We start from the raw sequence: 12,485 nt of genomic DNA, 5'->3' as shown, positions 1-12,485 counted from the left end.
TTTGTTCTTTTTAATTCGTATTAATTATTAAATAAGCAAAATTTGATTAAATCCTAGGAAAAAACTTAATGGAGGTCGTATGATTACAGGTGCAAAGATGATTTGTGAAGCTTTAAGGCTTGAAGGTGTTGAAGTAGTATTTGGTTATCCTGGTGGAGCTGCGCTTAATATTTATGATGAGCTTTATAAGCAAGATGATTTTAAGCATGTATTAGTTCGCCACGAACAAGCTGCTGCACATGCTGCTGATGGCTATGCAAGAGCTAGTGGTAAGGTTGGTGTTGCGATAGTTACAAGTGGTCCAGGATTTACAAATACCCTAACAGGTATCGCAACAGCTTATGCTGATAGTATTCCTATGGTTTTAATCTCAGCTCAAGTTGCAAATTCGCTAATAGGAACAGATGCTTTCCAAGAAATTGATGCAGTTGGAATGAGTAGGCCTTGTGTAAAGCATTCTTATTTAGTAAAAACTATTGAAGAATTACCAAGAGTTTTAAAAGAAGCATTTTATATAGCAAGAAGTGGTCGCCCAGGCCCTGTTCATGTAGATATTCCAAAGGATATTACAGCAATTAAAGGCGAGTTTTCTTATCCAAGCGAAGTAAATATGAAAACCTATAAGCCAACTTATAAAGGTAATCCAAGACAAATAAAACGCCTAGCACTTGCACTAAGTGAAGCTAAAAAGCCACTTTTATACATAGGTGGTGGCTGTATTAGTTCAAATGCTAGTGAAGTTATTCGTGAGTTTGTTAAAAAGACTAAAATACCTGCAGTTTGCACTCTAATGGGCTTAGGTGTATTAGAACACGATAATCCATACAACCTTAGAATGGCAGGAATGCATGGAAGTTATAGAGCTAATATGGCTATGAGTGAATGTGATTTGCTAATTTCATTAGGTGCTAGATTTGATGATAGAATTACAGGCAAGACTAGTGAGTTTGCAAAATTAGCAAAAATAGCTCATATTGATATTGACCCAACTTCAATTTCTAAGATAATTAAAGCTGATTTTCCTATCGTTGGAGATGTTGCTAATGTTTTAAGTGAGCTTTTAGCTGAGATTAAAGATATGGAATTTGATTTAGGAAATTGGCATGGTATTTTAGATAGACACGAAGCTTTATATCCATCATTTAGTTATGAAGATAGCGATGAAGTATTAAAACCACAATGGGTTATAAATGAATGTGCAAAAATTAGCCCAAATGCAAATGTAATCACAGATGTAGGACAACATCAAATGTGGGTTGCTCAGTTTTTTAAATTTAATGAACCAAGAAGATTAAGTACAAGTGGTGGATTAGGAACTATGGGTTATTCAATTCCTGCTGCTTTAGGTGTTGCTTTTGCAAAAAATAATGAAGTTGTGCTTAATTTCGCAGGTGATGGCTCGTTTTTGATGAATGTTCAAGAGCTAATGACGCTTACAGCAGAGCGTAAAAAAGTAATTAATATTATTTTAAATAACGCTTATTTAGGAATGGTTCGCCAGTGGCAAACTAGATTTTATAATGAAAGGTATTCAGAAACAAATCTTGAAGATGTTCAACCTGATTATGAAATGCTAGCAAAAAGTTTTGGTTGTGATAGTTTTAGAGTAAAAACTAAAGATGAGTTTATAAAGGCTTACAATGAATGTTTAAAAAGCCCTAGACCTTGTGTAATTGATGTTATAATTTCAAGATTTGAAGATGTATTGCCAATGGTTCCAGCAGGTGCTGCGATTTATAATATGATATTACCACAAAAATTAATAGCAAAGGATAGCAAATGAAAAGAGCTTTAAGTGTAATAGTAGAAAACCAACACGGAGTTTTAAGTAGAGTTGTAGGGCTGTTTTCAGGTAGGGGTTATAATATAGATAGCTTAACCGTTGCACCAATTGCTGGGACTGAGTTTTCTAGAATTAGTATAATTACTAGTGGAGATGAAGCAGTATTTGAGCAAATCACTAAACAACTTCATAAATTAATTAGCACTTATAAAGTGTTTGAAAATTGCGAATTTGTTGAGCGTGAATGTGCTTTGGTTAAAATTAGTATAGATCAAAATTTAGCTGGACTTGATAGTTTATTAAAAGGCTATAATGGCACAATAGCACATTCAAATGATGAATACATAACGCTTTGCGTAAATGATACAGGAGATAGGATTGATAATTTCTTAAAAACTATCAAAAAATATAATCCTAAAGATTGTGCTAGAAGTGGCGTTGTTTTAATGGAAAGTTAAGATGAAGAATTTAAAAGAATTATGTGAAATTATAGGAATAAAAACAGAATTTGAAATAGGAATTAAGGCTCTTAATTCCTTAGAAGATGCTAAAGAAAATGAGCTTAGTTTTTGTGTAAAAGATAATGACGCTTTAAGAACTACAAAAGCAGCAGCGGTTTTAATTGATGAAAAACTAGCTAAATTTTTGCCTAGTGATGTGATTGCGATAATTTGTGATGATGCTAAATATGCTTTTGCACTTCTTAGCAAGGTCTTTGCAAAAGATTTAATAAGAGCAGGTAAAGATGCTGTTATAGGCGAAAATACAACTATTATGCCAAATGTTTATATAGGAAAAGACACTAGTATAGGAAATAATTGTACTATTATGGCAGGTGCATATATTGGTGATGGAGTTTGCATTAAAGATAATGTAATAATATATCCAAATGTTACAATTTATAACGATTCTATCATAGGAAATCATTGCATAATTCACGCAGGAAGTGTTATTGGAAGCGATGGTTTTGGATATGCAAGTAATGCTAAGGGACATTTTAAGATTTATCATAATGGTTATGTAGAATTGCAAGATTTTGTTGAAATTGGCTCTTGCGTTTGTATTGATAGGGCTGTATTTTCAAAAACTCTTATTAAAGCAGGAACTAAAATTGATAATTTAGTTCAAATAGGGCATAATTGCATTTTAGGTCAAGGTTGCTTAGTGGTTTCTCAAACAGGATTAGCAGGTTCAAGTGAGCTTGGAAATGCTGTTGTAATGGGAGGTCAGAGTGCTACAAGCGGTCATTTAAAAATAGGTGATCGTGCAATTATTGCTGCTAGGGGTGGAGTTAGCAAAGACTTAGCAGGTGGCAAGGTTTATGGTGGTTTTCCTATAATGGAGCAAAGAGAATGGTTAAAAATGCAAGCAAAATTAAAAAGGATGAATAATGAAGGCTGAGTTAATTAGCTCAATTTTACTTAAAGGCACTCAAAGTGGTAAAATCTCATTAGCAAATATTAAAAATCCTTATGGAGAAGGCAGTAGCGAAGTATTAAGCATAGCAATATGCCTAAAAGAAAACGAGCCAGAGTGGAAAATCCATGTGCCTTATGAAAATTTAGACGAATTAATAATAGCTTTACAATCAATTAGCGATAAAAGGCAATAAAATTGATTAAAACCCATTTGAGAATTTTTGAAATTGTGCTAATTCTTATGATGATTAGTATTGTTTTTGTATTTTCAATGGGATTTTTTACTTATGTAGGACAAAAATCTCCTTATGGATTTTTGTTTTCTCAAACATTATTTGCAGTAATAGGCGTTTTGATTATTGTAGTTTTTCAACTCATAAAAGAAGAATATTGTTATAAAATCTTATATGCAATTTTTATAATTAGTTTAATCGCTTGTATGATTATGCCTTATTTACCAGCTTCTTTGGTTGTTGAGACTAAGGGGGCTAGAAGATGGATTAGGTTTCTTGGTTTTTCTATTGCTCCATTAGAATTTCTAAAAATCTCAGCTTTTTCTATATTAGCTCTTACATATTCAAGAAAAATTGATGCAATTAAAAGAACTTTTAAACAAGATTTATTTTTATTATTGCCAACTCTTTGTGCTTATTGTTTGATTTTTGGTTATGTTTATGTTACTCAAAATGATTTAGGTCAGTGTGTTGTGGTTGCTGCTAGTATGTTTGTTATGGCTTTAGCTGCTGGAATTAGCTTTAAGCATATTTTTTATTTATTCATAGCTGCTATTGCTTGTGGGGTATCTTTAATAGCACTGCATCCTAGAAGACTTGAAAGAGGGCTTGAGTGGTGGGGAAGTATTCAAGATTTTATTTTGCCTATGTTTCCTGAAGGCATTCAAGAAAGCTTAAGAATAGCACACGCAAGTGAGCCTTATCAAATCTCGCATAGCTTAAACGCAATTACTCACGGAGATATTTTAGGGCAAGGTTTTGGGCTAGGCGTGTTTAAATTAGGGTTTTTAAGTGAAGTTCATACGGATTTTATTCTCTCAGGTATTGCAGAAGAAATAGGCTTTTTTGGATTTTTTGTAGTTATTTTATTGTTTAGTTTTTTAGTAGCTTCTATTTTAAAACTATCAACTTATATGAAAACTAAAAGAGATTATTTGTTTTGCATAGGATATGGCTCTTGTATGTTTTTTACATTCTTAATGAATGTAGGTGGAATTATTTCATTAATTCCTTTAAAAGGAATTGCAGTGCCATTTCTTAGCTATGGTGGAAGCTCAATGTTAGCTAACTCCATTGCGACAGGAATTTTATTAAGCATTTTTAAACATTCTCAAGAAAATTATGTAGGAAGTATGTAATGATAGCAATCACTGGTGGTGGAACGGGCGGTCATTTAGCAGTAGCTAAGGCAGTTTCAAAAGAATTAGATGAGTTTATTTATATAGGTAGCACTAAAGGACAAGATACTTTATGGTTTAGTGGAGAAAATTGTTATTTTTTAAAAAGTAGTGGTTTTGTAAATCAAGGAATATTAGGCAAAATTAAGGTGATTTTTTCTTTAATTGCTTTAGTTTACGAGTGTTTAAAAATATTTAAAAAGCATAAAATAACTTGTGTTTTAAGCGTCGGTGGGTATTCTAGTGTTCCTGCTAGTCTTGCTGCTATTATTTCATTTCGTAAATTAATAATTCATGAGCAAAACTCAAAAATGGGTCTAGCAAATCGCCTTACAAAGCCTTTTGCTACAAGGTTTTTTTCAGCTTATGAAAAAGAGCTTTGCCCTTATCCTGTGCAAGAGAAATTCTTTAATATTAAAAGAAAAAGAAATGAAATAAAAGCAATCTTAATTATAGGTGGCTCTCAAGGTGCTAGATTTTTAAATGAATTTGCACTTAGCCTATATCCTAAATTATTAGAAAATAACATTAAATTAATTCATCAATGTGGTGCTAAAGAATTAGAAAAATATGAAAAAGAATACGAAAAATTTGAAATAAAGCCAACCTTAATAGGCTTTTCAAGTGAAATTGAAAAATATATGCAAGAAGCTGATTTTGCTATTAGTAGGGCTGGGGCAAGTGCTAGTTTTGAGCTTATAAATGCAGCTATTCCAACTCTTTTTGTGCCATACAAATATGCTTATAAAAATCATCAATATTTTAATGCTTTGTATTTGGTAAATCAAGAGCTAGCTTTTATGTGTGAAGAAAAGAATTTGAATTCGGAATTAGCATTAGATCTAATCTTAAATGAAGGTTTAAAATACGCTGATAATTTATATAATTTCAAAAACATAAATGGAGCAAAATTTTTAGCAGATATTTTAAAGGAATATTGATTTGAGCTTTTTTTCAATAGAGTTTTTGATATTAATTTTTATATTTTTTATATTATTTAATAAACTTGATATAAAAAAACAAAATTTATTATTACTAGGATTTAATGCCTTAGTGCTTTATTTATTTAATCCTTATTGCTTGTTGGTTGTTTTTGTTTTTAGTATATTTATACATTTTTTAGCTTTAAGTGTTTATGTTAGAAATACCAAAAACATTACTTTTTTAGCATTAGCTTTAATTGTTTTAAACCTTTGTGTTTTTAAATATTATTCTAGTATAAAAGATAGTTTTGATTATGTATTAAGTCTTTTAAATATTCAAATTGCTGATTTAATCTTTCCTTTAGGGCTTAGTTTTTATACATTTAATGCAATTACTTATATAGTGTGGGTTTATAAAGAAAAAAGAGAGCCTGTTAGCTTTGCGTTTTTATTTACTTATCTTAGTTTCTTTGCTACTTTTGTGAGTGGTCCTATTTTTAGATTTGCTAATTTTAAAAAGCAGTTTTTAAGATTAAAACGCTTTAAACATAAGGATTTAATAATAGCTAATTTATTGCTTGCACTTAGCAAAGTATTTTTGATACTTCCTTTTGTAGATAAATATTTTTATGCTTTTTTAGATGAGTTAAATACTCTTAGCTTTTTAGGTTTATTAAACTGCTTTTATTTATATTCGCTTAAATTATATTTGGATTTTAGCGCTTATGTTAATTTAGTTAGTGCATTTGCTTTTATGATAGGATTTAAATTACCAAGGAATTTTAATAATCCTTTTAAAGCTAGAAATATCCAAGATTTTTGGAAAAGATGGCATATTAGCTTATCAAATTTTATTCGTGATTATATTTATATTCCATTAGGTGGAAATAGAGTAAATAGAACAAGCTTAAATATAATAATCGCTTTTGTAATTTCTGGTATTTGGCACGGAAATACTTATAATTTTGCTTTATGGGGTTTAGCTCATGCTTTAGGGCTTATTTTTATTTCTTTATTTTCTTATAAATTTAATAAATTTTTAGCTTCATTTATTACTTTTACTTATATTAGCATTGTGTGGAGCTTTTTTTATTTTGCTGATTTTTCGCAAGTTAAGGAATATTTTTTAAGCTTTTTAGTCTTTAATAGTATAAATAATAAAGAATTATTAGTATTTTTAACTATATTTGTTTTATTTATAGTTAATTTTTATTCTAAAAACCATTTAGCTATATTTACTAATTTTTTAAGGCGTTTGAATATTTTTATAAAAATTATTTTTATTAATTTAGTTTTATTAGTTGTGTTTATGTATATGCCAAGTGGGATTCCAAATTTTATTTATGCAGGATTTTGATGAGAGAGTTTGTTTTTATAATTATAAGTTCTAGTTTGATTTTTATAGCTTTATTTAACGATTCGCTAAAAGAATACTACGAACAAACCTATCATAAAAGCATAGAATTTGAATCAGGAATTACAAAAAAGCTAAGTGAATTTAAAAGCTTTTTAGAATATGAAGTATTTTTTGTAAAAGAAAAAGAAGAAATTAAAGAAATAGCAAAAGAAACAAAACCAACAAAAGATGAAATCAGCAAAAAAGCAAAAAATAAAATCTTGCTTAAATGCTATTTGCCATATAAATTAAATGAAAATACATTAGCAAAAGCAAAAACTCTAAGTCTTAGCAAAGAAAACGGAGTGATTTTATTAGGCGATAGCTTAATGCAAGGCGTTGGAGTTGCAATTTGTAATAATCTAAAAAAGCACAATATAAAATGTGAAAATCTTGCAAAGCAAAGCACAGGTTTGCTTAGAAAAAAATACTACGATTATGCAAAGGTTTTAAAAAATTCTTTGAATAATTCTAAGATTAAAAATATAGTAATTTTAGTAGGTGTTAATGATTTGTGGGATGTTAATGAAAATAATAAGCTTTTAATTTTTGGTAAAAGCGAGTGGAAAGCCTTTTATGCTAAAAGAATTGATGAATTAGTAAAAATCGCTAGAGAAAATGATGCGAATATTTTTTGGTATGAATTACCTGTGGTAAAAAATGATGAACAAAACGAAAAGATAAAAATCTTAAATGAAGTATTTTATGAATTAGCTAAACAAAACAATTATCAATTTATAAAATTAAGTTCATTATTAACCGAGCATTTTGATTTTTATATAAAGATAGAAGGCAAAAGCAAAAGGATAAGGTCAAACGATGGCATACATTTCACACCACTTGGGTATGATTTGATTTCACAAGATTTTTTTAAAGCAGTTGAAATAAAATGAGAATTTTAAGTATTTTTATAGCTTTATTTTTATTTTCATCTTGTAGCTCTCCGTTTTTAAATAGCATAATTTATAAAAAGCAAGAAGCAAAAACTCCACAAAAATCAAGCAAAACACATCAAGAAAGCTTGATAGTAAAAGATGCTAAAGTAAATACAAATATTATAAAAATTACAAAAGAAGAAAAAAAGCAAGATATAAAAAAAGAAGTAAAACAAGAAATTAAAAAACAAATTCCTATTAAAAATATAAAACTACCTTATAAAAAAATAGCATTTGTAGGTGATTCACACTTCGCAAGTGATTATATAAGCGCTTATTTTAGAAATGCTTTAGGTATTTATTCTTTAGGATTTATTCCTGCAATTTTACCTAAATGGCATAATCAATATTTAGCAAAATATAATAATTCAGGCTTTAAAGTAGAGTATTTAATAAATACAAAAGATAATTTAAGTTTTAGTGGAATTAATGCAAACTGCTTAGATAATTGCGAGATAAATATAGATTTAGGCTTTATGGCTAATGATGTTGAATATTTGGAATTTAAATCAGGAATTTGGAATTTTAAAAACTATAAAAAGAATACAAATAAGATTAATTTTAAGCTAAGTTCATCAAAAATAGGGGGATTTTTAAGCAATAATTCTTCTTATATTGATAATCTTGGAATTAATGGTGCTAGTATTTTTAATTATTTAAGAATTGATGATGAATTAGCGTTTAAAGTCGCTAAGAAATTAGATTATGATTTGGTTGTTTTTTCTTTTGGGACTAACGAAAGCGTTTCAAATAAGATAAATCAAGAAATGTTTTTAAATAATTACAAAAAAATCATCAATATTTTCAAATCAACAAATACAAAAATAATTCTTCTAATCCCGCCAGAACCTACATTGTATGTGAATAAAAACTATGTAAAAGGAGAAAATAATGAGCTAGTAAGAACTCTTATTAAAAAAGTGGCAAAGGAAAATGGTGCTTATGTTTTTAATATAGATGAGCTTATGCAAAAAGAAGGGGGTAAAGCTGCTTGGATAGCTAATAAAAAATCATTAAAAAATACACATCTTAGCAAGTTGGGTTACGATTATGTAGCCTTAAAATTATTAGAATTTTTAAAGATTACAAAGGATTAAAATGAAAGATGAATTAATTTATCATTTAAATGATAAACCGCCATTATCTCGTGCAATTTTAGCTGCTCTTGTTCATTTACTAGCTATGTTTGTAGCTGTTATTACTCCATCACTTATAATTGGAAAAGGCTTAGGATTAAGTCCTGAGAATGCAACTAGAATAGTGTCTATGTCATTGTTTGCAAGTGGGGTTGCAGGATTTATTCAAATGATGACTTTAAGAATAGGTAAGTTTCAAATAGGCTCAGGCTTACTTAGCGTTCAAGGAACTAGCTTTAACTTTGTTAGCGCTATTATTGCAGGGGGATTAATATTAAGAAAGCAAGATTTAAGTGATGCAGAGATTTTAGCAGCAATTTTTGGAACATTAATGCTATGTAGTATTACTGAAATGCTTGTATCAATTAGCTTAAAATATGTAAAAAGAATAATTTCAAATCTAGTTTGTGGAATCGTTGTAACTATAATAGGACTTACGCTAATTAGTGCTGGGCTTGTTAGTGCAGGGGGTGGCTTTTCAAGTATGAATAAAGACTTGGCACCTAATTTACAATTTGCAAGTCTTGAAAACCTTGCTTTAAGTGGAGTTGTATTGCTATCTATTGTGATATTTAACTCTTTTAAAAAGCCTATTTTTAGAGTAGGGGCATTGTTCTTTTCTATAATAATAGGATTAATTTTAGCTATATTTTTAAATAGATTTGATTTAAGCAATCTTCACACATCAAGTTTATTTATAGTTCCTGAGCCTTTATATTATGGTCTTAGTATTGAGCTTAGCCTAATTTTGCCTTTTGCAATCATTTTTATAGTTACTTCGCTTGAAACCATTGGAGATATTAGTGCTACAAGTGAGCTAAGTCGTGAGCCTATGAGCGGAGAACTTTATGAAAGAAGGTTAAGGGGTGGTGTTTTTGCTAATGGGTTTAATTCTTTAGTATCGGCATTTTTTAATACATTTCCAAATTCATGCTTTGGGCAAAACAATGCAGTAATCGCACTTAGTGGGGTTGCAAGCCGTTATGTTGGCTATATTGTTTGTATTATGCTTATGATTTGTGGGATTTTTCCTATTGTTGCGGAGTTTGCTTTAAGAATACCTGAGCCTGTAATTGGTGGTGCGATTTTGGTAATGTTTGGAACAATTGCAGCAACAGGAATTAAGATAATTTCAAGAGAAGAATTAAACAAGCGTTCTGTAATGATACTTTCAATCTCACTTGCTCTAGGCTTAGGAGTTAGCACTCAGCCACTTATTTTAGAGCATTTGCCTGATTTTTTAAAAAATCTTTTTGGCTCAGCTGTTGCAACTGCTGGATTTAGTGCGATTTTGCTTGAAATCTTACTACCAAAAGAAGAAAAATAAACTTTTTATAGGAATTAAAATTATTTTAATTCCTATTTCAAATTCCTTGATTTTAGTTTGCAAATAAGTTGATTAAGTATGTATTAAAAGGAATTGCAACAATATCAATAAGAACAGCCCCGCATAATGGAACTATTAAAAATGCTTGTTTTGAAACAAGATTATATCTATTACAAGCTGCGTTCATATTAGCTACTGCATTAGGTGTTGCACCTAAGCCATGCCCCATAAGTCCTGCACACATTATTGCACTATCGTAGTTTTTACCACATACCCTAAATACTACAAAAACAGCAAATAAAACCAAAATAATTGCTTGAATAATTAAGGTGATAAATAAAGGAGTAGCAACTTCGCTAAGCTCATTTATCTTAAGGCTCATCATAGCCATTGTTAAAAATATTCCTAAACTAAGTTCGCTTATAGTATCTATTGTGTATTGATTTAGTTTAAAAATCTCAAAATTATCATTAATATTTCTTACAATAATTGCTATAAGCATAGCACCAACATAGCTAGGTAAAGAATATCCACTAGCTTTGCTAAACTCCGAACTTAAGTAAAACCCAACACACATAATACATAAAATCAAAAATAAAGATTTTAAGAAGTCTTGATAACTTGCTATGTGAATTTCGTGCTTTAATGGGTCAATATCTTGAATATTTTCATTTGTTTTTATCTCAAGCTTGTGTTTATTAATTAAATATCTACAAACAGGACCACCAAGCAATGAGCCACTAATTAAGCCAAATGTAGCAGCTGCTATTGCTAAAACTTTTGCATTATTAAGCCCTGTTAATTCTTCTACCATTCCACCAAATGCGATTGCATTTCCGTGTCCTCCTTCAAGTGCAACAGCTCCACATAATATTCCATAAAGTTTATTTAAATCAAATATACTCATCATAGAAATACCAATGAAATTTTGCATAATAGCCATAAACCAACAGCATGCCAAATAGATTAAAAGTATTTTTCCACCAACTTTTAATAATTTAAAGCTTCCGCTAAGACCAACAACCGTAAAAAACACAACCATAAAAGGAGTTTGTAAAGCGTTATCAAATGTGATTTTTATATCAGCAAAGCTTAAAATCCATACAATAATACTTACCAAAAAGCCTCCTACAACAGGAGCAGGAATGCAAAATTTTTCTAAAAAATTGATTTTTTTCTTTAAAAACATTCCAAATAATAAAACACCTATGCTAATTGCCAAAACACTCAAACTATCAAATTTCATATAATTTTTCCTTTCTTAATAAATAATATGCCAAAAAGGCACTAAGTCTTGCCGTGTGATTATCAAAATCATACAAAGGATTAAATTCACAAATATCACTAAGCAAAAGTTTTTTAGAATCAAATATAAGATTTAATAAAGGAATTATTTGCTTAAGGTTAATTCCAAATACAGCAGGAGCACTAACTCCAGGAGCAATGCTTAAAGAAAATACATCAATATCTATGCTTAAATATATATAATCGTTTGCATTTAAAAAGTCTTTTAAAACATCAAATGATTTATCAAACTCATAATCTAAAACATATTTTGCTCCCATTTTATCCATAGTATTAAAAAGAGCTTTTGTATTTGATAAAGAACTTGCACCTAAGCAAAGATAATTAAATTTATAATTATTTTCTTTTGCGTATTCATAAGCTTTATAAAAAGAATTGCCAGAAGTATGCAAATCTTGAATCCTTACATCAAAATGAGCGTCAAAATTAATAACTCCTACGCTTTTTTTACTATCAAGCAAAGCTTTAATAGGTGCAAGTGAGCTTTCGTGTCCGCCACCTAAAATAACGCAATATTCATTATTTTTAAGAGAGTTTAAAACCTTTTCATAAAGCATTTCATCAGCACTCTCAAGATCACTAAATTCACTTATGTTTCCTAAATCATCAAAGCTAAAATCATCATGAATTGCAAAATTAGCCATAAATTCTCTAATCTTTAAAGGCGCATTCTCACTACCAATTCTGCCTTTGTTTCTCTCAACTCCAAGGCTTGAGCAAAAGCCTAATAATTTTGTTTTAGAAGTCTTATCAAGGCATTTGAAAAGTCTTTTATGAATAATTTCTTTTCCATCATCTCGTCCGTTCCACATGTTTTCTCCTTTTAAAAAATTAGTTTAAAATTTTTTAAA

The 12,485-nt window shown here is 29.5% G+C and carries 12 protein-coding genes; 10 read left to right on the top strand and 2 right to left on the bottom strand.

From position 1 onward, the window contains the following. Positions 1 to 79: 79 nt before the first annotated feature. Genes AVANS_RS05965 through AVANS_RS05920 form a run of 10 tightly spaced genes read left to right on the top strand, consistent with a single transcriptional unit; the run spans position 80 to position 10,329 of the window. The gene (locus tag AVANS_RS05965) at positions 80 to 1,783 is read left to right on the top strand and encodes an acetolactate synthase large subunit (RefSeq protein ID WP_239816977.1); all 1,704 of its coding nucleotides are present in this window, start codon (positions 80 to 82) and stop codon (positions 1,781 to 1,783) included. Beyond that, entirely contained in the window at positions 1,780 to 2,241 is a 462-nt protein-coding gene (gene ilvN, locus AVANS_RS05960; protein ID WP_239816976.1) for an acetolactate synthase small subunit, read from the top strand. The genes AVANS_RS05965 and ilvN overlap by 4 nt, the downstream gene beginning before the upstream one ends. Before the next feature lies 1 nt (position 2,242). Beyond that, entirely contained in the window at positions 2,243 to 3,184 is a 942-nt protein-coding gene (gene lpxD / locus AVANS_RS05955) for a UDP-3-O-(3-hydroxymyristoyl)glucosamine N-acyltransferase (RefSeq protein WP_239816975.1), read from the top strand. Further along, positions 3,174 to 3,395, top strand: coding sequence for a hypothetical protein (locus AVANS_RS05950; protein ID WP_239816974.1), 222 nt, complete (start codon positions 3,174 to 3,176; stop codon positions 3,393 to 3,395). Before lpxD ends, AVANS_RS05950 begins: the two co-directional genes overlap by 11 nt. 2 nt (positions 3,396 to 3,397) lie before the next feature. Then, positions 3,398 to 4,573, top strand: coding sequence for an FtsW/RodA/SpoVE family cell cycle protein (locus tag AVANS_RS05945; RefSeq protein WP_239816973.1), 1,176 nt, complete (start codon positions 3,398 to 3,400; stop codon positions 4,571 to 4,573). Beyond that, the gene (locus tag AVANS_RS05940) at positions 4,573 to 5,553 is read left to right on the top strand and encodes a UDP-N-acetylglucosamine--N-acetylmuramyl-(pentapeptide) pyrophosphoryl-undecaprenol N-acetylglucosamine transferase (RefSeq protein ID WP_239816972.1); all 981 of its coding nucleotides are present in this window, start codon (positions 4,573 to 4,575) and stop codon (positions 5,551 to 5,553) included. The genes AVANS_RS05945 and AVANS_RS05940 overlap by 1 nt, the downstream gene beginning before the upstream one ends. 1 nt (position 5,554) lies before the next feature. Then, positions 5,555 to 6,892 (top strand): MBOAT family O-acyltransferase, encoded by a 1,338-nt coding sequence (locus AVANS_RS05935; protein ID WP_239816971.1) that lies wholly within the window; start codon positions 5,555 to 5,557, stop codon positions 6,890 to 6,892. Continuing rightward, positions 6,892 to 7,824, top strand: a complete 933-nt coding sequence (locus AVANS_RS05930; RefSeq protein ID WP_239816970.1) for a DUF459 domain-containing protein — start codon at positions 6,892 to 6,894, stop codon at positions 7,822 to 7,824. Before AVANS_RS05935 ends, AVANS_RS05930 begins: the two co-directional genes overlap by 1 nt. Beyond that, positions 7,821 to 8,963 (top strand): GDSL-type esterase/lipase family protein, encoded by a 1,143-nt coding sequence (locus tag AVANS_RS05925; protein WP_239816969.1) that lies wholly within the window; start codon positions 7,821 to 7,823, stop codon positions 8,961 to 8,963. The genes AVANS_RS05930 and AVANS_RS05925 overlap by 4 nt, the downstream gene beginning before the upstream one ends. 1 nt (position 8,964) lies before the next feature. Then, positions 8,965 to 10,329: a solute carrier family 23 protein gene (locus AVANS_RS05920; protein ID WP_239816968.1), complete on the top strand. Its 1,365-nt coding sequence runs from the start codon at positions 8,965 to 8,967 to the stop codon at positions 10,327 to 10,329. Between the two features lie 52 nt (positions 10,330 to 10,381). On the opposite strand, the gene gltS is transcribed toward AVANS_RS05920, so the two are convergent. Next, positions 10,382 to 11,575: a sodium/glutamate symporter gene (gene gltS, locus AVANS_RS05915; RefSeq protein WP_239816967.1), complete on the bottom strand. Its 1,194-nt coding sequence runs from the start codon at positions 11,573 to 11,575 to the stop codon at positions 10,382 to 10,384. Continuing rightward, positions 11,565 to 12,446: a formimidoylglutamase gene (locus AVANS_RS05910; RefSeq protein ID WP_239816966.1), complete on the bottom strand. Its 882-nt coding sequence runs from the start codon at positions 12,444 to 12,446 to the stop codon at positions 11,565 to 11,567. The genes gltS and AVANS_RS05910 overlap by 11 nt, the downstream gene beginning before the upstream one ends. Positions 12,447 to 12,485: the final 39 nt, after the last annotated feature.

The sequence above is a fragment of the Campylobacter sp. RM5004 genome (assembly GCF_022369455.1).
In the GTDB taxonomy this organism is placed as follows: Bacteria; Campylobacterota; Campylobacteria; order Campylobacterales; family Campylobacteraceae; genus Campylobacter_E.
The sequence above is the reverse complement of the archived record's forward strand: the minus strand, read 5'-3'. Positions and strand labels throughout refer to the sequence as shown.

What these genes read in the sequence shown, in the direction of transcription:
- AVANS_RS05965 (WP_239816977.1), top strand. Translation starts at nt 80, where the DNA reads ATGATTACAGGTGCAAAGATGATTTGTGAAGCTTTAAGGCTTGAAGGT.
- ilvN (WP_239816976.1), top strand. Translation starts at nt 1,780, where the DNA reads ATGAAAAGAGCTTTAAGTGTAATAGTAGAAAACCAACACGGAGTTTTA.
- lpxD (WP_239816975.1), top strand. Translation starts at nt 2,243, where the DNA reads ATGAAGAATTTAAAAGAATTATGTGAAATTATAGGAATAAAAACAGAA.
- AVANS_RS05950 (WP_239816974.1), top strand. Translation starts at nt 3,174, where the DNA reads ATGAAGGCTGAGTTAATTAGCTCAATTTTACTTAAAGGCACTCAAAGT.
- AVANS_RS05940 (WP_239816972.1), top strand. Translation starts at nt 4,573, where the DNA reads ATGATAGCAATCACTGGTGGTGGAACGGGCGGTCATTTAGCAGTAGCT.
- AVANS_RS05930 (WP_239816970.1), top strand. Translation starts at nt 6,892, where the DNA reads ATGAGAGAGTTTGTTTTTATAATTATAAGTTCTAGTTTGATTTTTATA.
- AVANS_RS05925 (WP_239816969.1), top strand. Translation starts at nt 7,821, where the DNA reads ATGAGAATTTTAAGTATTTTTATAGCTTTATTTTTATTTTCATCTTGT.
- AVANS_RS05920 (WP_239816968.1), top strand. Translation starts at nt 8,965, where the DNA reads ATGAAAGATGAATTAATTTATCATTTAAATGATAAACCGCCATTATCT.
- gltS (WP_239816967.1), bottom strand. Translation starts at nt 11,575, where the DNA reads ATGAAATTTGATAGTTTGAGTGTTTTGGCAATTAGCATAGGTGTTTTA.
- AVANS_RS05910 (WP_239816966.1), bottom strand. Translation starts at nt 12,446, where the DNA reads ATGTGGAACGGACGAGATGATGGAAAAGAAATTATTCATAAAAGACTT.